The following is a 23,879-nucleotide window of genomic DNA, read 5'->3' as shown; positions in this document are numbered from 1 at the left end:
GATTAATATAGCATTATTGCAACACTCCTTTAAAGGAAATAAAAAAGAAAGCATTGATTTTACATTAAAAATGATTACTAAAGCTTCCAAAAATGGTGCTGATTTAATAGCATTGCAAGAACTACATACAAATAAGTATTTTTGCCAATGTGAAGATGTGAAATACTTTAAATACGCAAAAGAATTTGAAAAAGAAGTTAATATATTTAGTGAAGCTGCAAAATATAATAATGTAGTTTTAGTATCTTCATTATTTGAACAAAGGGCAAAGGGTTTATATCACAATACTGCAGTAGTTTTTGATAAAGACGGAAGTATAGCAGGTAAATACCGAAAAATGCATATTCCAGACGACCCTTCATTTTATGAAAAATTTTATTTCACGCCCGGTGATAATGATTTCACACCTATAAAAACATCTATTGGGAAACTGGGTGTTTTAATATGTTGGGACCAATGGTATCCTGAAGCAGCAAGGCTTATGGCACTAGGTGGGGCAGATATTTTAATATATCCAACAGCTATTGGCTATGATTTAAATGATACAAAAGATGAACAAAAAAGGCAATTAGATGCGTGGCTTGGGGTGCAAAGGGGGCACGCAATAGCAAATGGAATTTTTGTAGTTGGTATAAATCGTTGTGGTATTGAATATGAAGAAAAAAATAAAAGTAAAATAAACTTTTGGGGAAATAGCTTTATATTTGGACCACAGGGTGAGATTATAAAACTTGCAAGCGAAAATAAAGATGAGATAATAAAGGCAAAAATTGATTTAAAAAGAATTGAAAAAGTTAGAAATATATGGCCATTTTTACGTGATAGAAGAATAGAATATTATAATAAAATAACAAAAAGATATATTGATTGAGTAGTTATTCTTTCAAGCTCCGTAGCAAAAAGATTCTAAACATTGCAATTCCAGCTGGGCTAAATTCACTACTTGATATTGGGAATATTGTAATTGGCTTTTTTCTAATGGGAAAATTATCTGAATTCCATATTATTGCAGTTGGGCTTGGGCTTAACTTTTTTATGTTACTTTATGCAATAACAAATTTATTTTTTGTAGGAACAAATGCTCAAATATCTAGGCTTTATGGAAAAAAAGATTACCAAAGAATGAATGAAGTTCTATCAAGTATGTTTTTTGGTGTGATTATTTTATCAATTCCTATATATATTATTGCAAAATTACTTTATTCAAGCTATTTTACTTGGATTGGAGTTGATACTACATCACAGCTTTTAGGAGAAATCTTTACTGATATTATTATTGTTAGCATTCCAGCTATTCTCTTAAAAGGAATTATTATATCATCATTTAGTGCAACAGGAAATACAAAAATACCATTCTACATTAAAACAATTATTACAATATTAAATTTATTGCTAAGTTACATTCTAATTTTTGGAATATTATTTGAGCCATTTGATATAGTTGGAATAGCTATATCAAACCTTATTGTATCTTACATTGAACTAATAATATTACTTGCATTTTTGACAAAAAAAGATATTAAATTAAAACTAATATATTTTTTTAATATTAATTTGCTTAAAAAAGGTATTTCTATTGGATTGCCTGTTGGATTTGAGAGGGCATTTACAATAATCTCACTAATCCTAATATCTAAATTTATTGCAAGTTATGGAAGTGAGGATTTAGCTGGATTTCAAATTGGAACTAGAATAGAAGCATTTGCATTTATGCCTAGTTTTGGGTTTATGGTGGCTTCTATGGCACTCACAGGGCAATATCTAGGTGCAAACAAAAAAGACTTACTAAAACAATTTATCTATACAACTATAATTCTTGCTTCTATTTTTATGGGGGTTATGGGATTAATAATGGTATTTTTTGGAGATAATATAAGTTATCTATTTAATAAAGGAGATAGAGTAATTTATAGCAGTACAATGTATTTATTATGCGTTGGAATATCACAAATTCCACTCGTTTTTATATTTGTGCTTGATGGAGCATATAGAGGTGCAGGGGCTACTAAAATATCACTTTTTATAAATACTATATCAATTTGGAGCATCAGGATTCTACCTATGTATATTTGCTTAAAGCTAAACTTGGCTATACTCTATATTTATCTAATAATTCTAATTGAAACAGTTATTAGAGGATTTATATTTTTATATATTTTTAGAAAATACTTTGATGATATTTTTAAATAACTTTAATTTCTTAAAATATCAGAATCTATAATATTTTTAATATTGTTAAAAGCCTTAGTAATAACGCGAAACTCTACTCTACGTGATTTCTCCTCACTCTCTAAAGGTTGAGAAAAAGACATACCATTTGAGTGCAATATCCGCATAAGCCAATCTCTTTCATCTTTAGTAGTATTATTTAAAAAACAATATCTCATAACATTTAAAGCCCTGTTTTGAGAAAGAACTGCATTAAATAAAAAACTATCATCAAGGCTATTTGCACCTCTCCATATATTTGAGGCGTGTCCTTCAATTACAATCTCTTCAATATCATTGCGATATTTATTAATTATTGCCATATATCTAGGAAAAAAATCATCTAAAATCACTTTAAAATCTTCTCTAATATCAGCTTTACCAATCTCAAAAATAGCATCTAGTTCATTAAATCTAATAGTATTTGTATCATTAATAGTGGCATTCCATTTACTAAGGTCACTAGAAAACTCTCTAACTAAATCCCTATTAATCTTTAATTGTAAGTTTGAGTAGGCTTTTAGAATTTCGCTCATATGGTTATTTAGAGTAGATAATTCTTTATTTTTACGAATTAATTCCTTGCTTTGCTTTTGTGATACAAACATAAATGTAATTGCCACTAGCAAAAACACCATCATAATTCCTGCAAACATATCAGAGATACTAATCCATTCAAATGAATTTTTCATTATTTACTATCCTAGTCTTTGTCCTATAAGTTCTCTTACTCTCCGTAAAAACCACTCATAATCACCCTTAAAACTATCGCTACTTTTTACTAAAGCCTCTTCTATCTCTTTTATAGAAGATTTAGCAGAATTCTGCATATTATTTGTATTATCCATTGCTATTTCTACTTGTTTTTGAAGAATTTCTAAGATATTTAATAATTCTAAATTAGAGCTATTTAATAAATTAGAGTTTTCTTTAACATAATTTGCAATCTCATCATTTAAATTTCTAATACTTTCAATATTAATTAAATTTAACTCCTTGCTTGCCTCAATGCTAGAAATACTAATTTGTTCTAAAGATTCTAGATATTTTGTAGCCATAGTAATAAGGGTAGAATCTAACATTTCTTGATTCTTGCTTATTTGGTTTGACATATTATTTAATATTTTATATTGTGTATTTGAAATATCATCAAAATAAAGCTTTGTTGTATTTTTTAAATGCTTTATACCGTCTTTATTAATCTCACTTATCATTTCACTAGTATTTTTGCTAATAGCTTTTGTATTTATCTCTACATCTTTATTTAGCTTTTGATAACTTTGACTTATTAATTTATTATTGTTAATTATTATATTGCTTAATTCTTCTATACCCTTTGTAGAGCTAACAATTTGATTATAAATAGAATTATCTCTAGCATTTAATTCATTGATAATTTTCTTATTACTACTTTCAAATTCCTTAATAGCGTTAAAAAATACTTCTTTAATGCTTTTTTGTGTAGTTGAAATTAGATTCTCATTACTATTTTTAAGACTTAAGATAATATTTTCATTTGTGCTTGTCAAATGAGCATTTAGGTCATTAAAAAATGTATTCATAAACTTTAATGCTTCTAAAGCACCATTTCCTAAATCTCTAATAGCATTTAATTTTTTATCTAGGGCTATATTTTGAGCTTTATAATCTTTCATAATACTAACAACTTCTTTATAAAGGGATATAGTTTTTTCATCCCTATTTAATATGTTGTCTGTTATTTTAGAAATATTTTCAATATTAATACTAGATTGGGAAAGTATTTCATTAGAATCTAATACACTTTTTTTATACTCTATCTGCCAAGATAATAAATTATCCACAGCCTTGTTAAATCGTTTAAAATTCTCACTAAAATGGGTATTAATTGTATCACTAAATGTTTCAGATAGATTATTAACTCCACATATAACATCAGAACTAAAGTTATTTGAAAGTTTTTCAATCTCTTTTGAGATATTAAAATTAATTTCTTGGATTTGTTTTATTAATGCATTTGACAATAATTCTTTTAGTATTAATAAATTTGAATTTATATTCTTATCAAGAGAAGAAATATTTAAGATTACAGAATCCATTTTTGAATTCATATCATTTTGAAGTGAGTTTAGCTTAACTGCTAAATTTTTATTATGAGTGTTTAATGTAGATTCTATATCCTTAATAGAATTTATGATATTTTTAGAAAAAGAAGTGTTAAATTCTACAATTTGTTCTATTAGAGAGTTATTAGAATTTGTTATTTTATTTAATAATTCTAAGTTAGTTTCTAAGAGCTTTTCATTGGAACTTGGAATACTTAAAATTGCATTTTTAATTTCATTATTGCTTTGTAAGATATTTTGTAAATCATCTAATTTTTTTGTTTGCAGTGTAATAAAATCAAGATTATCTTTACTCTCAATCTTAAATCCAACAAATCTTTGATAAATACTAATGGTAACAGAAATACTCATACCCACAATTGATGTATAAAATGCTACCTTTAAGCCATTTAGTAAAAATGGAATAGAGCTTTCAATATTATTTATATCAAAATCAAGCAATCCAATAAAAACACCAACAAAAGTGCCAAGAACACCGATAGTTAAGATTATAGATTTGAAATCCTTATGATTGGAACTTTTAGTAGTTTTTATATCAATTATTGCTAACACAAGCATTACTATGGTAAAGATTATATTAACTATCATCTATTTCCTTTTTATTACATAAATTACGCATATACTATTTCTTTCTACTACCAAATTTTTCTTCAAATTCACTATCACTTAGCCAATCTGGCTTTCTTATATCATTTCTACTATTAATAATCTTAAGATAGATTCTAACTATCATTAAAATAACCCCCATTGTTATAATTGCAGATAACACTAATTCAATACTATAATTTTCTCTAAACATAATTATTTTCTCCCCTCTTCTTCTACTAACTTTTATCTTTATCTATTAGTATAAATACATTTTCATATCCTAACTCTTGAAGCATTGACATAATCTTTACAAAACTATCAAAATTACTATTTTTATCTCCATTTATAACAATACTAGAATCTTTTTTAATCCTAGATATTTGGAATCTTAATTCATTTAAGCTCACCTCATTATCATTAAAATAAAGTTTGCCATCTTTTTTAATGCTAATTATTATCTCATCTTTATTTAAACTATCGCTAGAATCTTTCTTACTATCAATTTTTGGTATATCAACATTAATACTATCTTGTTTAATAAACGAAGCTGTTGTTAAAACTATAACTAGCAAAACTAAAACTATATCAATAAATGGAATTAAATTTAGAGAATCTATCTTTTTCATAATATTATTTCTTTAAATATTATAATCAATACTGCTAGATTCTATATCCCATTTCATAAGTAAAACCTCACTTTTTCTAAGCAATAAATTATATCCAACAATTGCAGGAATTGCTACAATTAATCCCAAAGCTGTGGCTTTTAGGGCTAGTGCTAAACCTGTCATAATTGCTTGTGAATTTATTATATTACTATTGCCTATTTCAATAAAAGTAAGCATTATCCCACCAATCGTTCCAAGCAATCCAATATAAGGTGCATTTGTGCCTATGGTAGCAATTAAAGTTAAATTTTTTGTTAAATCAATTTCTAACATTTTTCTATCACAATATCCCAAATAATCAATCTTTTTAAATGTGTAGATTCTTTCCAAAATGAGTGCTAAAACAATAATGCTAAGCAAAATTAAAATTCCAAGTATCCCATATTCTAGATAATCTTTTACAATCATCTGTTTTCCTTAAAAATCGTTAAAATATTTAAGATTCTATCTCAAATTAGCTTATTTTTTATAAATATTTAAAATATATAAAACTTTAGTCTAAAGCTATAAAGTTTTATGATAAAATGACGCTTAATATTTATATTTTAAGGAGTTATATTTGGAGAAGAGCTTATACTCAACTTTAGGAGTTTCGCAAAATGCTTCAAGTGAAGAAATAAAAAAAGCTTATAGAAAGCTTGCAAGGCAATACCACCCAGATGTTAATAAACAAAAAGATGCTGAAGAAAAATTTAAAGAAATTAATGCTGCTTATGAAATTCTAAGTGATGAAAAAAAACGAGCACAATATGACCAATTTGGTGATAACATGTTTGGTGGGCAAAACTTTAGTGATTTTGCAAGAAGTAATCAAAATATAAATTTGGATGATATTTTAAGTCAAATTTTTGGTGGTGGATTTGGTGGATTTAATACAGGGAGTTTTAGTGGAGGTAGATTTAATGAGGGTGGATTTAATGTTTTTAGTAGAGAAGATTTAAATATACAAAAAGAAATTATTATACCATTTGAGAGTGCTTTACTTGGAGGTAATTACCATTATAGTGAGGGAAATTTTGACATTAAGATTCCAGCAGGTATTAAAAATAATGAAAAATTAAGAGTAAAAAATAAAGGAAAAAAACTAAACAATCAAAGTGGAGACTTGTTTTTAAAGGTAAAAATTGCACCATCAAAAGAATATGAAATAAAAGATGAAACACTAATAAAAAACATTAATATTCCTTTGAAACTTGCCATATTTGGTGGAAAAATTAAAGTTCAAACACCATATAAGGAAGTTAATCTAACAATTCCAAAAAATACAAAAAATAATCAAAAATTCCGATTAAAAGAACATGGTATTAAAAATAGAAAAAATGATTCAATTGGGGAATTATACTTAGTTACAAATATCATTCTACCAAATATTGAAGAGCTAGATTCTAATCTAGTAGATATTATGAGAGAAAAACTCCCAGGTTAAAATAAAAAACAAGGAAAACAAAATGTATAGCTATGAAGAGCCTGTATTTTTAATAAGTGTTGTAGCAAAGATTCTATCAATCCACCCACAAACTCTAAGGCAGTATGAAAAAGAAGGTCTCATTGAACCAAGCAGGACTGATGGAAAAATGAGACTTTATTCTCAAAAAGATATTGATAAAATTAAAATTATCCTTCGACTTACTCGTGATTTAGGGGTAAATCTAGCAGGAGTTGATATAATACTTAGATTAAAAGATAAGCTTGATGAACTTGATATGACTATTGAAAACTTACAACAAAATATCAATAAACAAAATGAACCTAAAAGCAATATTACAATAAAAAGAAATTCTTATGATGTTATCATTTTTAAAAAATAATTAATGTTTGCATTAAATAGACCTAGTAATTTAAATGAATTCATAGGACAAAGACACTTACTTGGAGCTAATGCACCAATTGTAAAAATGATAGAAAACAATACACTAATTCATATGTTTTTCTTTGGACCTCCTGGTTGTGGAAAGACATCTTTAGCTAGAATATTAAGCAAAGAGCTTGGTGTAAGTTTTATAGAATTTAATGCCACCTCATTAAAAATAGAAGATTTAAGAAAAAGTATTACAAAAGATTCTTTATTAAAACAAATAATTTTTATAGATGAATTTCATCGACTAAACAAAGCACAGCAAGAAGTTTTACTGCCATTTATGGAAAATTTTGATGCAATATTTATTGGTGCTTCAACACAAAATCCATATTTTGCACTCACAGGTGCTATTCGCTCTAGGTCTATGATTTTTGAATTTTATCCATTGTCTAAAGATGAATTAAAAGAGATTTTAGAATTAAATATTAGAAAGTATGAACTACACATAGATAAAGAAGCTAAAGATTACATAATCTCATCAAGTAATGGAGATGCTAGGGCTATGTTGAATTTACTTTCAATTTCAAGAGATAATCTAAGTTTAGAATCTTTAAAAAAAATTAAACCTATAAGTGAAGGGGTTAGTGAAGAAAGTGTCCATTATGACTTAATTTCAGCATTAATTAAAAGCATTAGAGGAAGTGATGAAAATGCAAGCATCTATTATCTAGCTAGGCTTATTAATGCTGGAGAAAGTGCAGAATTCATTGCAAGGAGGCTTGTTATACTTGCGAGTGAAGATATAGGAAATGCAAATCCAAATGCACTAAATATAGCTACAAGCACGATGCAAAGTGTTTCAAAAATAGGATATCCTGAATCTAGAATAATACTATCACAATGTGTTCTTTACCTAGTTGCATCTCCAAAATCAAATACAGCATATAAAGCGATAAATAAAGCTATAGAGTATGTAGAAAAAAACAAGACTATGAGAGTTCCAGAAAATATAAAACATTTTAATAAAAATTACAAATATCCTCACGATTTTGGAGGCTTTGTGAAACAAAAATATTTAGAAGAAGAATACAATTTTGTACAATGGAGCAACATTGGGTTTGAAAAGACATTGCAAGAGTGGTTGGAAAAAATTAAAAATATTAATAAATAACTCTAATCACCCTGACTTAGAATATCTGACATAAGTCTTATTGCTAAATCTTGTTTGAAAGTTTTAACTTTATCATTACTCTTAGATTCTAATATTTTATCTTCTAAATTATTTTCTTCAACAAGAATACTTAATGCTGCATACTCGCTAAAAAATACATCTAATGTATTTTGTATAGCTCGTGGAGAGGCATTTTGTAAAATTTTTACTAAATGTTCCATTGGCTCGCTACTAAAAAGCTCATCAAAAATATCCATTTTATTTCTCCAATCTTATTTCAATTGATTTTCTATGTGCTTCTAAACCTTCACTATCGGCTAATAATGCACAATGTTTTCCTATTTTGTTAATAGCATTTTTAGAAAAGCTAATGATTGAACTTTTTTTAATAAAATTATCAATGCTAAGTGGTGAGAAAAACTTCGCACTTCCACCTGTTGGCAAAGTATGATTCGGACCTGCTATATAATCTCCTATTGCCTCTGGTGTATATTGCCCTAGAAAAATTGCACCTGCATTTGTAATATATGGTAATAATTCATACGAATTGCTTGTTAAAACCTCTAAATGTTCGGGAGAAATTTCATTCATAATATTAATAGATTCCTCGATTGATTGAGTAATTATAATATATCCTCTATTTTGAATTGATTTTGATGTTATCTCATATCTTTTTAATTCCTTTAATCTTAAATCTAACTCATTTTTTAGATTCTCTACAAGAGCTCTATCATTTGTTACTAAAATTGAACTAGCCATTTCATCATGTTCTGCTTGTGATAATAAATCAAATGCTAGATATTTTACATTTGCACTAGAATCTGCAATTATGCCTATTTCACTTGGTCCTGCAATCATATCAACATTAACATCTCCAAAAACAAGCTTTTTAGCGCAAGCTACATAGATATTTCCGGGTCCTGTTATTACATCAACTTTTTTCATACTACCACTTCCATACGCCATAAACCCTATGGCACTAGCCCCCCCAACTTTATAAGCTTCAGAAATATTACAGATATGCATAGCTGCTAAAAGAAGGTTATTTGGTTTGTTAAATGGTGCAGGAGAACAAACTGCAATTTCTTTAACTCCAGCCACAATTGCAGGGATAGCATTCATTAAAAGAGAGCTAGGATATGCAGCCTTTCCACCTGGTATATACAATCCTGCACGTGATACAGGTGTAACTTTAACCCCTAAAATCGTGCCATTATCTTCAAAATCAATCCAAGATTTACTTTTTTGCTTTATATGGTAACTTACAATTCTATCATATGCTAGTTTTAGGGCTTCTCGTAGAGATTTAGAGATATCATTATAAGCATTTTGCATATCTTTTGTATCAATAATAATATCTTTAAAACTCTCTGGATTCCATTCATCAAATTTCCTAATATGTGATAATAATGCCTCATTCCCATTATTTTTAATATCATCTAGCAAATTTGATACTATTTTTGAAACATTTTGCATATCTATATTGCCACGATTTAATATAGCCTTAAATTTAGAGCTAAATGTGCTATCTAATGTGTCTAATACTTGCATAAATATCCTATTCTAGCCACAAAAGTGGCTTTTATGAAAGCTGTGCTTTAAGCATCCAAATATTTTTTTCTAATTGAGCTAAAATTCCATTTGCATAATCTGTAGTAGTTGTATCACCTACTTTTTCTGCTTCATCTGATAATTTTTTAAAACTATCCATAAAATATTCAAAATCACTCAAGATTATATTTAAAACTTCTTCACCACTAAACTTAGTAGAACTTTCTTCTTTAATCTTAGCATTTTTTAATACATCAGAAAGAGTTACATAAGGTTTATCTCCTAGTTGCAACACTCTCTCTGCAACGCTATCAAACACATCAGCAAAATTTTCATAAATTTCTTCTGTACTCTCATGGATTGGCTTAAACAATAAACCTTTTACATTCCAATGTAAATTATGCAATTTCATATAAAAAACTATACTATCAGATTGAATCTGTTTTAAAGCTGCAACTACTTTTGACATTTCTAATCCTTAATGCTCGAATTTTCTAAACAATATTTTTTATTGTTTAGATTAAAAATAATAACATAAAATTAAAGTAATTTAAATTAAAAGACTAACTAAAAAATGCTTATTAGGATTTTTAATATAACTTATCTCTCCATTGTGAGCCTGTGCTATTTGCTTACATAAAGCAAGTCCTAGACCATTTCCTTTTACTTTTGTGCTTTTGAAAGCTTCAAATAAATTTTCTGTATCAATAGCATCATTACCATTATCATATATTTTTAAATATTGTATTTTATTTTCTTTAATAAACTCAATCTTAATTACTCCTACATCTACTTCTTCACTATCTTCAATTGCCTCTATAGCATTTAATATAAGATTTTGCAATAACAAATTTAAAAGCTCTCTATCGCAAACAATTTCATCACATTTAATATTATAAACAAAATCAATATTCTTAGAATAATCGCAATAAATAATAGAATCTTCTATACTTTCTTTAATAATATTGCTAGAAAAACTTTGTTTTAGTGATTTTACACCTTTTGAAAACAATAATGTAGCATTTATTAATCGCTCTACCCTCCAAGTTGCTTTTTTCATCTCTAAAATATAAATTTTAGTTTTATAATCTAAGTCCTGCTTTAAAATACTAGAAATCATTAATGTAATAGCACCTATTGGATTACGAATCTCGTGTGCTAAATGAGCTGAAATTTGCCCCATAGAAGCTAATCTTTCTTTTTGCTTTTCATTTGTTATATTTGTAGCTGTAATTAATATCTTATCATTATTATTATTTTTTTTCATTAAATAATATTCTTTATTAAAAAGAATTTCACATTCCACAAAATCAATTGGACAAACTTTTAAAATAGAATCGATTTTCTTTGCATAAGAGTTATAATAAAAATAGCTACCATCTTGGTTTATCACCCATATTGGATGAGGAAGTGCCTCTAAAACTAAATACATCTTTTAAGTTGTTAAACTCGCATTCTGCCCTATCTATTTGCTTTATAAATTCATCTAAAATTTTGATAGTAGAATCTCTTCGGTCTTTTGTTTTGGCATTTGAGATAATTTCTTTAAAAATATCCTCAAAACTCTCCAAAACTAAACCTCTTTTTGAATATCTTTTAGATAATTAAATAATAATTCACTATACCCAAATGAGCCACTTAGTGATTGGGCAATACTATCTTTATACATTGATTGATAAATTTCAGAACCAACTTCTTTGGGATACAGATGATCATCAAACTTTAAAGCAGAATCCAGCATATACTTCAAAATCAAAGCTTCAAAGGAATCTGTTTGCTCTTTTAATTTAACATCAGAGGCATTCTTATTTATATATTCTATTGGCTTATTGTAAATTTGTGGATTAATTTGCATTTAAATCCTTATAAAAAAATATTTCTTTAAAACAAGCAAAATATATTCCTAAAATAATAAAAATATCCAAAGTTATACAATTTAAAAAATATAATAAATTTTAGCTTATTGATTAAGACTTAAAAATTTATTTATTTAGCATTTTTTGAAAATCAATAGCCCTATTTTTCAAATCATCCAAATCTTTAATATTACTAAAATAGCCACAAAAAGTATCTTTTGCATTTTGAAACTCATCAAAAGCATCAATTGCCTTTAGTCCATCTTCTGTCAATTTTGTCCCACTGCCACCTTGACCGCCAATAAAGCTTTTCACAAGCGGAGATGAGGAAAGATTATTAATTGCATCAATACTATCCCAAGCAGCCTTATAGCTCATACGCATAGCTTTTGCACTCTGTGCAATAGAGCCAGTTTTAACTATACCCTTTAAAAGTTCTACTCTACCTATACCAAGATAATTTTTATCATCTTTTTTTATCCAAAACCTTCCATAAACATTCATCATTAAACCTTTTAATTGAAAAATAAATTAATCTTATGAGCTCTTTTTTCTTGATACATTAATTTATCTGCTTCTACTATGCAACTTTCTATATCCATTCCTAGTCTATATTCAAAAACCCCTTTACTAGCACGAATATTGTATCTAAGAGTGCCACTATTGTTTTTTTCCTCAAAATCTTTTGATATATCTTTCCAAATTTCTTCAATATCAATAATTTTTCTATTAATAAACACAACTAAAAATTCATCTCCACCAATTCTGATAATAAATTCAAGGTATTTTAGGTGTTTATTAATTATATCAACTACATTAATTATTAATTCATCTCCATATTTATGCCCTAGCTTATCATTTACTTGCTTAAGGTTATCAACATCAACCAAACAAATATGGATAGAATTAATAGATGTTTTAAAATATAATATTTTGCTAATAACATTATTAAATAAGCTTTTTGAACTAAAACTATATTTTTCAATCACCTTATTTAGCAATAAAAAACCCTTACGTCTATTATAAACTCCTGTCATAGGGTCAAAATTACTTAAATTATCAGCTTTAATTTTATTAACAATAATAATAAAAAATAATATAGAAGCAAATAAGATCCAAATGTAGCCTATAATCCAATATAATATTTGTTTTTTGAAATCAGCATATTTTATAAATGACTTTATATCATGTATATGATAAGGATTATCTTTTGGGTTCATTTTAATAATAGAAACTAAATAAAGCTTACTACTATTTATTTTAAAATTATTAATATTTTTAAGAAAGCTTATCTCTTTAAAAGTAAATATGATACTATCACAAATAAATTGTCCTTCTTTACCTTTATCTATATTTTTCCAAGCTTCAGGATAAATAAATGAGAGATTTTTATGTCCTATATAAATATCATTTACATACGCATTACTTAAAATATGGCTATCTTCTGAAGCTAAATATAAATTATCCATATTTAACAAAAAGTTAATATCTAAATATGCAATAATATATCCTTCTAATTTATCGCCTACAAAAAGTGGATATGAAAAAACTTTATAAGATTTATTACTAGATTCATCATAAATAATATTACTACTTATGGTATTTCTATTTTTATTATCAAAATTAGCTAGTTGTTTAAAATCAAAATTATTTGCATATTTATACTCTCCATTAGGGCTAACAATACCAATAAAATCATAGATAATATTATTTTTTAAAATATTATTTATAAGCTTTGAATTATTTTTATATAAAATCTCAAGTAATTTAATGTGGTTAATAAAATACTTTATTTGCCTAATATCCATAATCTGATTTAAATTAACTACATTATTAATTGAATGAGAAATTTCATTTCTTTGTAATTCTAAATCACTATTTATATATTGAATCCTGTTTGTTATAAATACTAGTGCATAAAGCAAACTAAACAGCACTATAATTATTATATAAATAAAATAATTATTTTTTGAGATCTTCAATGATTATCCTAATTTTATAGTTGGATTAGAAGTAGCTTCCCCTATAAAATATCCTTGAGAGAACTCTATACCTAATTTTTTAACAAGGCTTTGCACAGATTTTGAATGCACATGCTCTGCAATACATAACACATCAATATTTTTTGCAAAATTAGTAATAGATTTTACTATTTTATAGCTCATTTCATTTGTATTCATGTTTTTTATAAATCTACCATCAATTTTAATATAATCAATTTGCATTCTAATTAATCTTCCAAAATTAGAATTAGCATATCCAAAATCATCAACTGCTATCTTAAAGCCCATATCTTTTAATATTAAGATATTATTGATGATTAAGTTATCATCATCAAATTCTATATCCTCTAACAACTCAATGATAATTCTATTTGGATTAATATTAAATTTTTCACAACAAACTTTCAAATAGTCTATCATTTGGGTATCTCTAATATCTTCTTCTGTAATATTAATAGAAAAATCAAAGTTATTATTTACAAATGCCTTGAAACTATTGTCTATAATTGAGTAAGTAATACTTCTAACAAACCCCATACGCCTTGCTTGTGGAAAAAAATCAAATGGATATAAAACTCTATCATCATCAATCAATCTTGCAAGACATTCAAACTTTGTAATTTGTTTGCTCTCATTATCATATATTGGTTGATAAAATGGAACTATTCTTCCATCATGAATTGCGTTTTTAATTAAAATATTCCACTCTATCTCTTTTTTTTGAAGCTCTTTAAAATTATCATCACAAACATCTAAAAAATAAATTTTTGATAGAATCTTTTTAGAATATTTTAATGCACTAAATGCTTTTGGAATAATACATTCAACTTTTCCTATCGCAAGCCCACTGCAAACTGTAACATCAAGCTCACTTAAATTTGTACAAGACTTTCTATCTATAATTAATGCTCTCAAAATATGGGCAAATTCCATACCTTTTCTTACATCAACAGAGCTAAATAGGATACAATACTTATCATCTGATATTTGAAAAAATTTTGCCTTTGGAGGTAGAATCTCATTTATAACTGATAATATTTCTTCCCCTGTTTTACAAACTATATTTGGAGAATATATAGAAAACCATTCATCTAAATCTTCTAACTCAAATAATAAAATCATAACTTCTTTATCTTTTTGAAAATTATTTAAATAATGCAACAAAGCTTGTCTATCAAATAAATAATCAAAAAATTCGTTTCCTTTTACATTATCTTGTTTTGCAGAAATCATTTGTAACCACCCATATTTATTCTAATACTTTATCAAGCATATTATTTTGCAAGTCTTGGAACTTATTTTTCAGTGCCTCAGTCTGTTCTGATATATTATCATTATTATAACTATTAATTCCTTTTTTATCTATATTAGGTTTTTTGCTATTTGGATCACTTTTAGAATCCTGCAAATTTTTTGGAATTACTCCTGATGGCATTTTAATAAATTGGTCTTCATAATTATTACCACCTTTTTTATGACGAATATAGATATCTCCACTTATATTATTATATATGTAAGTATCCTCACCATCATTAAACATAACCCAAGCACCAAATAAATTACAAAATAATAGACAACCTATTAATAATAACCTCATAAATTATCCCTAATAATTTCAATTTTCTTATATAGATCTAAAATATTAGTTTTTTTTGCATAAAAACTATTGTGATTAGCAATTAAATAAGCACTAGATTCTAAAATCACTTCATCAACTTTTAAATTATGCTGCTTCATTGTATTACCAGTTTCTACAATATCAACAATTGCATCTGCTAGTCCAACAAGTGGAGCTAACTCAATAGAACCATAAAGCTTTATTATATCTGTTGCAACAGCTCTTTTTGAAAAAAAATCTCTAGTAATATTTGGCATTTTTGTAGCAATTCTTATTTGAGGTTTGTTATAATCAATGCCCACATTTAACTTTGAACCAAGCACAACCTTACACTTGCCAATCTTTAAATCAAGCAATCTAATAATATCTAGCTTATTTTCTTCTAAAACATCAAGACCAACAACCCCTAAATCTGCAGCTTGATAAGCAACATAAATAGGCACATCTTGATTTCTTACAAGCAAGAATCTAAAATCACCTTTTTGCAAAATTAATTTTCTATCTAAAAAGCAAAATTCATCGCCAAAGATGCTACTAAAAATATTTAATACTTCATCAGCAATTCTTCCCTTTGGTAAAGCTATTGTTATCATATATCACCTTCAGACAATAAGATTATTATCATTTACAGCCTTTGTCATTCCTTTAAAAACTAAAGTATTATCATAAACTGAGTTATCAAAAAATCGTGATAAGAATTTCCCATCTCCACCTGTGAAATATATAAAATTATCTTTTGCTATATCTTTAATACTTAAAATTATTCCTTTCAAACAACCATAACTCACAGCATCTCGCGTATTCTGTGGCATAGTATCAAGTGATACATTTAGGTTAAACTCAACATTTAGCACATCAATGTTAGCAAATAACCTCCTATAACTCTCAATTCCTGGTAAAATATATCCTCCAAGATGAATTCCTTCTTGCATAACATCAATTGTTATAGCACTTCCTGCATCAATAATAATTCCATTTTTTATACCAAAACAAGCAGCTATTCTATCTATACCAAGACCTCTATAAATTGTATCTAAACTAAGAAATCTATCTATATTTAAGCAATTATTATGAGATTCTAATAATTTTTTTTCATTTCTCTCATTTACACTAATATAATAAATTCTATATTCTTCATTTTTTCTACTAAGTAAATTTGGCTCTTCTTTCCAAATTCTACCTCTATAAAAAAAATGAAAATAAGTATTACCAATATCACATAGAAGCATTCTATTTCACTTTAATAACTTTGTTATCATAATAAATAGTATCATTTGTGTAAAAACTATCTTTATATTTATCGATATTTATTTCATAAATATTAGATTCAAAGCTATTTGGATCGATTTTAATTAAATATCCTTGAGATTCTATTGTATAAATATTATTATTTACTACTATTGAATTAAGTGTTGCAAACTGAAATTTCTTTTTATGCAATTCATTTAAAAGCAAGTCTAGTTCTATAACCTCACCCTCAAGACTTAAAATATAAATTTTGCTATTTTTATATAAAATATCATTTATATTAGATTCATAGCTAAATTCTTTGCCACCTATTATACTAACGACTTTATTATTAGTTGCCACTATAATACTTTCGTTATTAATATTGCTACCATCAAATGCTAAGTATATAATATTACCAAAGAATCTTCCGCTGCCAAGAGAGATATTTCTAATAATTTTATATGAATTTAAATCTATAACTAACAACTTACCATCAAAAGTTGGGAAAACTACATTAGTATCCAAAAAAATAGGAGAAGCTATATTTGAATTTATCGCATATATAACAGAACCTTTATTTGAAAATAATTCCTCATTTGTATTTATATCCCAAATAATGGAGGTATTATTTGATAAAACTACCGCTAAGATATTTTCTTTTAAATTAGCACTAAGAGGCATAAAGTCAAATTTAAATGTTTTTAATATCTTTCCATCTTTATTTAAAAAATGTAAACTATTAGTATTATAATCTCCAACTAAAATTAAATCATTAACCATATTTAAAAATATAAAGTTTTTATCTAAGTTTAGTTTATATATCCCATCTTTTGTAATTAAAGTTCCATCTTCTAGCAAAGCTCCATTTTTATTTGACTGTTTTATAGAATATTCTAACTTAGAATCTATCTCAAAATTTCCTATAATCTCCGTTTTTGTTGGCTTAAAATACTGCTTTTCGCTACAACCAATAAATAAAGCTAAAGTTACAAAAAATAAGATTCTAATCATTTTTTATCTTTCATAATTGTGTAATGAAGTAAAATATTAGATAACTCCTTTAATTGAGAATTCTCTGCTATTTGCCTTAAAATATCCTGTGCTTGAGAAACTTTATTATTATCGATTAAAATATAGGCATTTTGTATTTTTGCAAAATCACCTATCATAAATTTGGTATCTTTACTTAACATATTTGAATCTCTCTCAAATGAACCTAAATGATAGTTTGCAATATATTTTATAAAATCATCATTTGAATTATTGCTTATATATTCTAAATCTTTGATATTTCCTTTATTCAAAGCTTGTTTTAAAACAAAAATATTATATAAATTTTTATTGCTATTTTTAAGCTCCTCTTTTAATTCTGTATCATTTGGATTTTCAAGCAATGAGTTTAAAATAGAGCTACTTTTAACTGCATTGTTTTCAATATAATATGACCTAATACTAACAAATAATAAAATTGCTATGATAATAACACCAAAAGTCCAAATAATATATTTATATCGTTTATATAAAATCTCTAATTTAAAGGCATTTTCAATAATTTTTTCATCATTGCTAAATTCATTTTTAATGTAGTTTAAATTATTTTTTATACTCAAAATCACTCTCCTTATATTAAAAATTAAGGTTATTTAATGTGAAACTCCTGTGCTTCCAAAACCACTGCTCCCCCTATTAGTCTCATTTAAGGAATTACTAGGGACTAAATTAGCTTGAAACACCTGAGATAAAACTGCTTGTGCAATTCTATCGCCTTTTTTTATACAAAATGTATTTTTAGAAAAATTTACCAATATAACCATAACCTCGCCACGATAATCACTATCGATAGTTCCGGGAGTATTTAAAACACTAATTCCATTTTTAATAGCAAGTCCGCTTCGTGGTCTAACCTGAATCTCAAAACCTTTTTGTATTTCAAATGCAAGTCCTGTTTTTACTGCTACAACCTCACTAGGAGCAATTTCAATATCTTCAATGCTATGTAAATCAAAACCACTTGCACCATCACTTTGATACTTAGGAAGTATAGAATCTTTATCTAGCTGCTTAACTTTTAGCTCAATCAAAATACTATCTCCTCATAACAAATATCTAAAATCTCAAATTCGCTCTCTCCTCTAGGAAGTATAATGCTAACCTCATCGCCCTTGTTTTTACCCAAAATTGACTTTGCGATAGGTGAGTGAAATGAAATATAACCTTTTTCTGGATTGCTCTCATAAGAGCCTACTATAGTATATTTTAATTTTTTATCACTCTCTAAATCTAATAAATAAATAGTGCTACCAAAGCTTACACTTTTATGCTCATAGGATTTTGGATTAATTATTTGCACATTTGCTAGAATCTTTCCTAAATCAACAATTCTTGCCTCGATAAATGCCTGTTTTTCTCGTGCTGCGTGATATTCTGCATTCTCTTTTAAATCACCATAAGACCTTGCAGTATCAATTTCTTTAACGATATTAGGACGTTCTACTTCTTTTAAATTTTTTAGTTCTTCGCATAATTTTTTATAACCATATTCAGTCATTGGCTCTTTTTGCATAATAATCCTTAATTGATTTTAGATAAATTTTTACAACTTGGTTTATACCCATTATCACAGGCTTTTTTAAATATATCTTTAGCTAATTTTGTATTTTTTGAAATTCCATTTGCTCCATTGTTATAAATAACTGCTAAATTATTGCAACCCTCTACTTTTCCATTATCACAAGATTTTTTAAATAAATCAAATGATTTTTTTATATCTTCTTTTAAATCAACACCACGATAATACTTTACGCCCAAACTATAACAAGAATCAACATCACCATAATCACACGCCCTAGTAGCATAAGCAATAAATAATGGTATAGATTTCTCAACTCCATCCACTCCACTATAAATATCTGCCAATATAGCACAAGATTTTGCATTTTTCCTTTCACAAGGAACAATTACTACTTTAATAGCACTTAAAAAATCTTTAGATTCTATATACTTAAGTGCTAAATTTATGCAATCATCAACATTTCCATTTTCACAACTATTTTTTAATGTCTCTTTTTGATTTTGAGTATTATCAACTTTTGTATTAGATATTTCATTGTCATTTAAAGTAGTTTGATTAGAAGTAGTTTGTAATTCTTGTGGTTGTGATATTTCATTAAATTCAATAAATTCTTCTTGATTTTGTGATAATCCAAACATTCCTAAAAGCATATCTTTATATAAGAAGCCTGCTACGCCTAATAGCAGCACTAAAATTACAGCCATTATTATTGTCTTTTTTGTCATAGTAAATCCTAAAAAGAAAATTTATGATTGCTTTATATCATATAATTCTTTTATAAATACTTATTTTACTAGCCAAGTTGCCACCTCTTTTGCACTTCCATTTTTTAGATACTCTCTTAGTTGAATAGATTTAGTTAAAAATGAGGTGCTATCTGCATTTTTATAAGCACTTAATAAATTAGTAACATTTAAATCCTCTTGCAATAACTCTATGTGAAACTCCTCATTTGGAAATTTTTTTTGATATAAAATATTTGCCAATCCAACATATTTAATATTTAAAAATCGCTTTACTATAAAAGCATCAAGCCACTTTGCTTTATATCCTAAAACAAATGGAGTCCCAATTATTGCACACTCTAGCGTTGCAGTCCCAGAGCAAATAAATGCAAATTTTGACTTACTTAGGCTTTTTTGAGCATCATAGCTAATGTTAAAATCGCTAATATCTAAATAAATACTAGTATCTTTGAAGTGCTTTGGCACAACAAGCTCAAACTTAAGACTAGAATCTTGCTTTTTTAGTAAATTTTTAACCTCAATAAAAATTGGGAATATCCTATTTATTTCTCCTTTTCTACTTCCTGGCATAAAAGTTATTAAGTTATAGCTAGAAGAATCTCTAAATTCTGTAATCTCATCTAAAAGAGGATGTCCTACAAATCTAGCCTTTTTATCATAATATTCTAATTCAAAAGGCAAAATTGCTGCTAATTTATCACAATATTGCTCTATTATCTTTGCCCTCCAAGGCTTCCAAGCCCAAACTTGCGGAAGTATGTAATAAATAATTTCTATATTTGGATTATATTTTTTAATTTTTTTTGCAAGAGGAATATTAAACGATGAACTATCCATTAACAGCACTTTATCGGCTTTTATGGCTAACCTTGCCATAGCCTCATTTGCTTTTATAAAAAATGAGATATTTTTAATTGCATCTATAAAACCCATTACAGCAAATTTATTAATATCATAAAGTGGTTTTTGCGGGCTAATATCTGATGAAAAGATTCCACTTAATGTGATATTTTCAATTCTATTTAGTTCATTTAAAAGTAATTTTAAATGGATATTTGCAGAATGCTCTAAAGCACTTACAAAAAGATTCATATTATTTTTCTTTCTTGTTTTAAATCCTTTATTTCATTCCTTAATTTTGCATTTTCTAAATCACTATCCATAAGCCTTGACTTTAGTGATTTTAACTCTCTTAGACTAATTATATATTTTTCAACAATTTCTTTAGAATACACATCACTTGCTGGATTTGCCTTTACTACTATGCCATCTTTTAATCTAATATCAACTTTTTGCAATGCCCTTATAGGAACATTTTTGCGTAAATTATCAATAGAATCTAAATTATTTTCATCTTTTAATTTATCCTTTTCTTCTTTAAGTTTTTCTAACTCCTCTTTTATTTTTTTGACAGATTCTTGAAGCTCTAAATGTTCATTTCTAATTTTCTTTAAATTCTCTTGCTCTTTTGAAATGTTACTTTGATAATTACCAACTTCTTCTCTAAATTTTTCAAACTCATTCTCAAAAAATTCTACAATTTGCCAAGTTTCTTTAATATTATCTATATTTTGTATAAATCTATCAAAAACATTTTTCATAATCACTAACTCCAAAAATTTAAAATTAAAATTATTCCATTTCTAATCTTAATAAATTTAATTCCTTTCCTTTAATGATATCCAATTCAGCACTATTACAAAACTTACATATCCCATACTCCAAGCCTTTTGCATCAAAAATACTATTGCAAGAATTACATCTTAGCCTTATTCTTTTATAAATTATTTTTAAAATTGCATCTTTGCAAAACTCACTCTCTTCTTTGAAAATATCAAATGCAATCTTTAATAATTCTATTTCTACGCCACTTCTCTCGCCTACTTCAATGCTAATTTCAAAAATTTTTTTTGCGTTATGCTCCCTTGCATTTTGTTCGCATAAAATAATTAAATCTGAAACAATAGAATATTCGTGCATATTAAAAATCCAAAATAAAATAAAATATTCTACCTTAAAATTATTAATACTCAACTAAAGTATAATAGCCTACCTCTCCTATTATATTAGATTTTTCAAAAAATCTCTCATATCTCTTAAATTCATCTTTTGGTAGTAGAATATAAAAACTTCCAATTTCATCTTTTAAAGCAATAGCATATTTTTCAAACTCACCATCTTTAATTTGTGGTCCAAAATGATATAACTTATAGTATTGTCTATCCATAGCTGGAACAAATGCTATTAATTGATTGCTTGTTAATAAAACTTTAGCCCCATTATTTTTAAAAGTATTTAATACTAATTCATTTACTTCTTTGCCACCTAAAGTCATTTTGCGTTTATATTCACTTTGTAGTATCTTTTCTTGACTAAAATATGCAAAAATACAACCAAATAAAACAATACAAATAAAAATTATAGGAATTCTTTTATAAACCAATAAAAAGGCTTTTGTAACAATATCAAAATAGCATATAATAGTTCCACTAAAGGCTATTATCATTAAAGGCAAACCACCTTGTAAATTCCTTAGATCATAACTAAGATGAGTTCCCCAAAATACAAAATATATAATTCCACAAATAGAATAAAATCTAAATATCCTATCTTTTATAGCAAAAATAGAGATAAAAAATAAAATAGAGATTGCCTCATATCTTTTTAAAGCAATACTAAATCTCTCTAAATACCCTTTACCAAGAAAAATTCCATTCATTACATAATCTGCATTTGTAGCATCAATATTTAAAAAGATTTTTTTATAAATTGCAATAGCAATCCAAGGAAATATAAAAAACAACATAACACAAATAATGGTTAATAAAATTTTATATGAAATTTTCTTATAGAATCTAAAATAAAATATACTAAATACAAAAGCAATACACCAAAATAAGCCTGCTTGCTTAACTTCTGTGCTAAGTCCTGCACATAAGCTAGAAAATAATAAATAAAATAAAACTGATGTTTTAGGAGAAGTAATTTTGCAAGTTTCATTGCATTCATTACAATCTAATAATACAGCTTTTAAAAGACTTAATGCTGATATTAAAATAATCATTGCAACGGGTAAATCAACATAACCTACATAAAATTCATTACTCCATCTAAAAAAAACAACATAAATTAATATAGTACTTATAATCCCAAAAATACGATATTTATTAGAATTAAATAAAAATATGCTTGATACAATTCCAGCAAAAATAAAATAATGATATATTGCAACACCAATACCTTGAAAACTAGAAACCTTTTGACTTGCAACATAACCTAGTGATAAAAGCATAGGATAAACTTGTGGATATCCACCTTCATTTAATACAAACTTTCCACTAGCCCATTCACTAGCCCATCTATCCCAAGACACAACAGCATCCCAAGCATAAAAAATATCTGCCTTAAAAACCTTATTTAAAAAATAAAGAGTAAGTAACACGCCAAATGTAAATAAAAATTGTGATACATAATCATTTGAAAGCTTAACTGCATCAAGTGGTCTAAGAATCTCAAAGCGAAATAAAAACAAAAATAAAATAATTTCTATAACAAAAATACCAACAACAATATTTTGATTATAAATCCCACACAAAGATAAAATATATATTAAATACAAATTAAAACATAGACTAAAAATAAAGCTAATAGTGATAAATAAAGCAAAATCAAATTTCTTAAAAATTAGTTTATAAATCACTGCGCCAGGTAACATTACTGCACTAAAAAATGATAATACTGCTAAAATTAAATTCACAATTTACT

At 26.5% G+C, this 23,879-nt stretch carries 31 protein-coding genes; 5 read left to right on the top strand and 26 right to left on the bottom strand.

Annotation, left to right across the window (positions count from 1 at the left end):
• The first annotated feature begins 1 nt into the window (after nucleotide 1).
• Nucleotides 2-871: a carbon-nitrogen hydrolase gene (locus CQA44_RS03705; RefSeq protein WP_115545983.1), complete on the top strand. Its 870-nt coding sequence runs from the start codon at nucleotides 2-4 to the stop codon at nucleotides 869-871.
• Nucleotides 868-2,190 carry an MATE family efflux transporter gene (locus tag CQA44_RS03700; RefSeq protein ID WP_115545934.1) on the top strand — a complete coding sequence of 441 codons (1,323 nt, stop codon included), beginning with the start codon at nucleotides 868-870 and terminating at the stop codon, nucleotides 2,188-2,190. Before CQA44_RS03705 ends, CQA44_RS03700 begins: the two co-directional genes overlap by 4 nt.
• A gap of 2 nt (nucleotides 2,191-2,192) precedes the next feature.
• On the opposite strand, the gene CQA44_RS03695 is transcribed toward CQA44_RS03700, so the two are convergent.
• Genes CQA44_RS03695 through exbB form a run of 5 tightly spaced genes read right to left on the bottom strand, consistent with a single transcriptional unit; the run spans nucleotide 2,193 to nucleotide 5,977 of the window.
• Nucleotides 2,193-2,900 carry an OmpA family protein gene (locus CQA44_RS03695; protein WP_115545933.1) on the bottom strand — a complete coding sequence of 236 codons (708 nt, stop codon included), beginning with the start codon at nucleotides 2,898-2,900 and terminating at the stop codon, nucleotides 2,193-2,195.
• A 6-nt stretch (nucleotides 2,901-2,906) separates the two neighbouring features.
• Nucleotides 2,907-4,901 (bottom strand): hypothetical protein, encoded by a 1,995-nt coding sequence (locus tag CQA44_RS03690; protein ID WP_115545932.1) that lies wholly within the window; start codon nucleotides 4,899-4,901, stop codon nucleotides 2,907-2,909.
• Nucleotides 4,902-4,935: 34 nt separating this feature from the next.
• The gene (locus CQA44_RS12480) at nucleotides 4,936-5,112 is read right to left on the bottom strand and encodes a hypothetical protein (protein WP_181881766.1); all 177 of its coding nucleotides are present in this window, start codon (nucleotides 5,110-5,112) and stop codon (nucleotides 4,936-4,938) included.
• Nucleotides 5,113-5,137: 25 nt separating this feature from the next.
• Entirely contained in the window at nucleotides 5,138-5,527 is a 390-nt protein-coding gene (locus tag CQA44_RS03685) for a biopolymer transporter ExbD (protein WP_115545931.1), read from the bottom strand.
• A gap of 12 nt (nucleotides 5,528-5,539) precedes the next feature.
• A complete protein-coding gene (gene exbB / locus CQA44_RS03680) occupies nucleotides 5,540-5,977 on the bottom strand; it encodes a TonB-system energizer ExbB (protein ID WP_115545930.1) in 438 nt (145 codons plus the stop codon).
• 151 nt (nucleotides 5,978-6,128) lie between these two features.
• Here exbB and CQA44_RS03675 point away from each other — a divergent pair, with 151 nt between their 5' ends.
• Genes CQA44_RS03675 through CQA44_RS03665 form a run of 3 tightly spaced genes read left to right on the top strand, consistent with a single transcriptional unit; the run spans nucleotide 6,129 to nucleotide 8,538 of the window.
• Complete coding sequence (locus CQA44_RS03675) at nucleotides 6,129-6,995, top strand: DnaJ C-terminal domain-containing protein (protein WP_115545929.1); 867 nt, start codon at nucleotides 6,129-6,131, stop codon at nucleotides 6,993-6,995.
• A gap of 22 nt (nucleotides 6,996-7,017) precedes the next feature.
• A complete protein-coding gene (locus CQA44_RS03670) occupies nucleotides 7,018-7,377 on the top strand; it encodes a heat shock protein transcriptional repressor HspR (protein ID WP_115545928.1) in 360 nt (119 codons plus the stop codon).
• A 3-nt stretch (nucleotides 7,378-7,380) separates the two neighbouring features.
• Nucleotides 7,381-8,538 carry a replication-associated recombination protein A gene (locus tag CQA44_RS03665; protein WP_115545927.1) on the top strand — a complete coding sequence of 386 codons (1,158 nt, stop codon included), beginning with the start codon at nucleotides 7,381-7,383 and terminating at the stop codon, nucleotides 8,536-8,538.
• A gap of 2 nt (nucleotides 8,539-8,540) precedes the next feature.
• Here CQA44_RS03665 and CQA44_RS03660 read toward each other — a convergent pair whose 3' ends face one another.
• The 21 genes from CQA44_RS03660 to CQA44_RS03560 all read right to left on the bottom strand — a co-directional run bounded on the left by CQA44_RS03660 (nucleotide 8,541) and on the right by CQA44_RS03560 (nucleotide 23,871).
• Entirely contained in the window at nucleotides 8,541-8,795 is a 255-nt protein-coding gene (locus CQA44_RS03660; protein WP_115545926.1) for a DUF2018 family protein, read from the bottom strand.
• A gap of 1 nt (nucleotide 8,796) precedes the next feature.
• Complete coding sequence (gene hisD / locus CQA44_RS03655; protein ID WP_115545925.1) at nucleotides 8,797-10,089, bottom strand: histidinol dehydrogenase; 1,293 nt, start codon at nucleotides 10,087-10,089, stop codon at nucleotides 8,797-8,799.
• Between the two features lie 31 nt (nucleotides 10,090-10,120).
• On the bottom strand, nucleotides 10,121-10,558 hold the full coding sequence (locus CQA44_RS03650) for a DNA starvation/stationary phase protection protein (RefSeq protein WP_115545924.1): 438 nt from the start codon (nucleotides 10,556-10,558) through the stop codon (nucleotides 10,121-10,123).
• A gap of 81 nt (nucleotides 10,559-10,639) precedes the next feature.
• A complete protein-coding gene (locus CQA44_RS03645; RefSeq protein WP_115545923.1) occupies nucleotides 10,640-11,521 on the bottom strand; it encodes an ATP-binding protein in 882 nt (293 codons plus the stop codon).
• Entirely contained in the window at nucleotides 11,463-11,660 is a 198-nt protein-coding gene (locus tag CQA44_RS03640; protein WP_115545922.1) for a hypothetical protein, read from the bottom strand. The genes CQA44_RS03645 and CQA44_RS03640 overlap by 59 nt, the downstream gene beginning before the upstream one ends.
• A gap of 2 nt (nucleotides 11,661-11,662) precedes the next feature.
• Entirely contained in the window at nucleotides 11,663-11,944 is a 282-nt protein-coding gene (locus CQA44_RS03635; RefSeq protein WP_115545921.1) for a Rod binding protein, read from the bottom strand.
• A 127-nt stretch (nucleotides 11,945-12,071) separates the two neighbouring features.
• Nucleotides 12,072-12,449 (bottom strand): winged helix-turn-helix domain-containing protein, encoded by a 378-nt coding sequence (locus CQA44_RS03630; RefSeq protein WP_115545920.1) that lies wholly within the window; start codon nucleotides 12,447-12,449, stop codon nucleotides 12,072-12,074.
• Nucleotides 12,450-12,460: 11 nt separating this feature from the next.
• The gene (locus tag CQA44_RS03625; RefSeq protein WP_115545919.1) at nucleotides 12,461-13,927 is read right to left on the bottom strand and encodes a GGDEF domain-containing protein; all 1,467 of its coding nucleotides are present in this window, start codon (nucleotides 13,925-13,927) and stop codon (nucleotides 12,461-12,463) included.
• A gap of 3 nt (nucleotides 13,928-13,930) precedes the next feature.
• Nucleotides 13,931-15,181 carry an EAL domain-containing protein gene (locus CQA44_RS03620; protein ID WP_115545918.1) on the bottom strand — a complete coding sequence of 417 codons (1,251 nt, stop codon included), beginning with the start codon at nucleotides 15,179-15,181 and terminating at the stop codon, nucleotides 13,931-13,933.
• A gap of 16 nt (nucleotides 15,182-15,197) precedes the next feature.
• On the bottom strand, nucleotides 15,198-15,545 hold the full coding sequence (locus tag CQA44_RS03615) for a hypothetical protein (RefSeq protein WP_115545917.1): 348 nt from the start codon (nucleotides 15,543-15,545) through the stop codon (nucleotides 15,198-15,200).
• A complete protein-coding gene (gene hisG / locus CQA44_RS03610) occupies nucleotides 15,542-16,159 on the bottom strand; it encodes an ATP phosphoribosyltransferase (protein ID WP_115545916.1) in 618 nt (205 codons plus the stop codon). The genes CQA44_RS03615 and hisG overlap by 4 nt, the downstream gene beginning before the upstream one ends.
• Nucleotides 16,160-16,168: 9 nt before the next feature.
• Nucleotides 16,169-16,795 (bottom strand): type III pantothenate kinase, encoded by a 627-nt coding sequence (locus tag CQA44_RS03605; RefSeq protein ID WP_115545915.1) that lies wholly within the window; start codon nucleotides 16,793-16,795, stop codon nucleotides 16,169-16,171.
• Between the two features lies 1 nt (nucleotide 16,796).
• Nucleotides 16,797-17,807, bottom strand: a complete 1,011-nt coding sequence (locus CQA44_RS03600) for a hypothetical protein (protein WP_115545914.1) — start codon at nucleotides 17,805-17,807, stop codon at nucleotides 16,797-16,799.
• Entirely contained in the window at nucleotides 17,804-18,406 is a 603-nt protein-coding gene (locus CQA44_RS03595; RefSeq protein ID WP_115545913.1) for a hypothetical protein, read from the bottom strand. The genes CQA44_RS03600 and CQA44_RS03595 overlap by 4 nt, the downstream gene beginning before the upstream one ends.
• Nucleotides 18,407-18,439: 33 nt before the next feature.
• Nucleotides 18,440-18,877, bottom strand: a complete 438-nt coding sequence (dut, locus tag CQA44_RS03590; RefSeq protein ID WP_220272138.1) for a dUTP diphosphatase — start codon at nucleotides 18,875-18,877, stop codon at nucleotides 18,440-18,442.
• Nucleotides 18,874-19,359, bottom strand: coding sequence for a transcription elongation factor GreA (gene greA, locus CQA44_RS03585; protein WP_115545912.1), 486 nt, complete (start codon nucleotides 19,357-19,359; stop codon nucleotides 18,874-18,876). Before greA ends, dut begins: the two co-directional genes overlap by 4 nt.
• Nucleotides 19,360-19,367: 8 nt before the next feature.
• Nucleotides 19,368-20,093: a tetratricopeptide repeat protein gene (locus CQA44_RS03580; RefSeq protein WP_115545911.1), complete on the bottom strand. Its 726-nt coding sequence runs from the start codon at nucleotides 20,091-20,093 to the stop codon at nucleotides 19,368-19,370.
• A gap of 60 nt (nucleotides 20,094-20,153) precedes the next feature.
• Entirely contained in the window at nucleotides 20,154-21,206 is a 1,053-nt protein-coding gene (gene lpxB, locus CQA44_RS03575; RefSeq protein ID WP_115545910.1) for a lipid-A-disaccharide synthase, read from the bottom strand.
• Entirely contained in the window at nucleotides 21,203-21,715 is a 513-nt protein-coding gene (gene mua, locus CQA44_RS03570; RefSeq protein ID WP_115545909.1) for a nickel-binding protein Mua, read from the bottom strand. The genes lpxB and mua overlap by 4 nt, the downstream gene beginning before the upstream one ends.
• Before the next feature lie 31 nt (nucleotides 21,716-21,746).
• Nucleotides 21,747-22,148, bottom strand: a complete 402-nt coding sequence (hypA, locus tag CQA44_RS03565; RefSeq protein ID WP_258864885.1) for a hydrogenase/urease nickel incorporation protein HypA — start codon at nucleotides 22,146-22,148, stop codon at nucleotides 21,747-21,749.
• Nucleotides 22,138-23,871: a hypothetical protein gene (locus CQA44_RS03560; protein ID WP_115545908.1), complete on the bottom strand. Its 1,734-nt coding sequence runs from the start codon at nucleotides 23,869-23,871 to the stop codon at nucleotides 22,138-22,140. The genes hypA and CQA44_RS03560 overlap by 11 nt, the downstream gene beginning before the upstream one ends.
• Nucleotides 23,872-23,879: the final 8 nt, after the last annotated feature.

It is taken from the genome of Helicobacter sp. MIT 14-3879, from assembly GCF_003364125.1.
Note: the sequence above shows the minus strand (reverse complement) of the source record. Positions and strands in the feature narration are given on the sequence as shown.

What these genes read in the sequence shown, in the direction of transcription:
- CQA44_RS03695 (WP_115545933.1), bottom strand. Translation starts at nt 2,900, where the DNA reads ATGAAAAATTCATTTGAATGGATTAGTATCTCTGATATGTTTGCAGGA.
- CQA44_RS03690 (WP_115545932.1), bottom strand. Translation starts at nt 4,901, where the DNA reads ATGATAGTTAATATAATCTTTACCATAGTAATGCTTGTGTTAGCAATA.
- CQA44_RS12480 (WP_181881766.1), bottom strand. Translation starts at nt 5,112, where the DNA reads ATGTTTAGAGAAAATTATAGTATTGAATTAGTGTTATCTGCAATTATA.
- CQA44_RS03685 (WP_115545931.1), bottom strand. Translation starts at nt 5,527, where the DNA reads ATGAAAAAGATAGATTCTCTAAATTTAATTCCATTTATTGATATAGTT.
- exbB (WP_115545930.1), bottom strand. Translation starts at nt 5,977, where the DNA reads ATGATTGTAAAAGATTATCTAGAATATGGGATACTTGGAATTTTAATT.
- CQA44_RS03670 (WP_115545928.1), top strand. Translation starts at nt 7,018, where the DNA reads ATGTATAGCTATGAAGAGCCTGTATTTTTAATAAGTGTTGTAGCAAAG.
- CQA44_RS03665 (WP_115545927.1), top strand. Translation starts at nt 7,381, where the DNA reads ATGTTTGCATTAAATAGACCTAGTAATTTAAATGAATTCATAGGACAA.
- CQA44_RS03660 (WP_115545926.1), bottom strand. Translation starts at nt 8,795, where the DNA reads ATGGATATTTTTGATGAGCTTTTTAGTAGCGAGCCAATGGAACATTTA.
- hisD (WP_115545925.1), bottom strand. Translation starts at nt 10,089, where the DNA reads ATGCAAGTATTAGACACATTAGATAGCACATTTAGCTCTAAATTTAAG.
- CQA44_RS03650 (WP_115545924.1), bottom strand. Translation starts at nt 10,558, where the DNA reads ATGTCAAAAGTAGTTGCAGCTTTAAAACAGATTCAATCTGATAGTATA.
- CQA44_RS03645 (WP_115545923.1), bottom strand. Translation starts at nt 11,521, where the DNA reads ATGTATTTAGTTTTAGAGGCACTTCCTCATCCAATATGGGTGATAAAC.
- CQA44_RS03635 (WP_115545921.1), bottom strand. Translation starts at nt 11,944, where the DNA reads ATGCAAATTAATCCACAAATTTACAATAAGCCAATAGAATATATAAAT.
- CQA44_RS03630 (WP_115545920.1), bottom strand. Translation starts at nt 12,449, where the DNA reads ATGAATGTTTATGGAAGGTTTTGGATAAAAAAAGATGATAAAAATTAT.
- CQA44_RS03620 (WP_115545918.1), bottom strand. Translation starts at nt 15,181, where the DNA reads ATGATTTCTGCAAAACAAGATAATGTAAAAGGAAACGAATTTTTTGAT.
- CQA44_RS03615 (WP_115545917.1), bottom strand. Translation starts at nt 15,545, where the DNA reads ATGAGGTTATTATTAATAGGTTGTCTATTATTTTGTAATTTATTTGGT.
- hisG (WP_115545916.1), bottom strand. Translation starts at nt 16,159, where the DNA reads ATGATAACAATAGCTTTACCAAAGGGAAGAATTGCTGATGAAGTATTA.
- CQA44_RS03605 (WP_115545915.1), bottom strand. Translation starts at nt 16,795, where the DNA reads ATGCTTCTATGTGATATTGGTAATACTTATTTTCATTTTTTTTATAGA.
- CQA44_RS03600 (WP_115545914.1), bottom strand. Translation starts at nt 17,807, where the DNA reads ATGATTAGAATCTTATTTTTTGTAACTTTAGCTTTATTTATTGGTTGT.
- greA (WP_115545912.1), bottom strand. Translation starts at nt 19,359, where the DNA reads ATGCAAAAAGAGCCAATGACTGAATATGGTTATAAAAAATTATGCGAA.
- CQA44_RS03580 (WP_115545911.1), bottom strand. Translation starts at nt 20,093, where the DNA reads ATGACAAAAAAGACAATAATAATGGCTGTAATTTTAGTGCTGCTATTA.
- lpxB (WP_115545910.1), bottom strand. Translation starts at nt 21,206, where the DNA reads ATGAATCTTTTTGTAAGTGCTTTAGAGCATTCTGCAAATATCCATTTA.
- mua (WP_115545909.1), bottom strand. Translation starts at nt 21,715, where the DNA reads ATGAAAAATGTTTTTGATAGATTTATACAAAATATAGATAATATTAAA.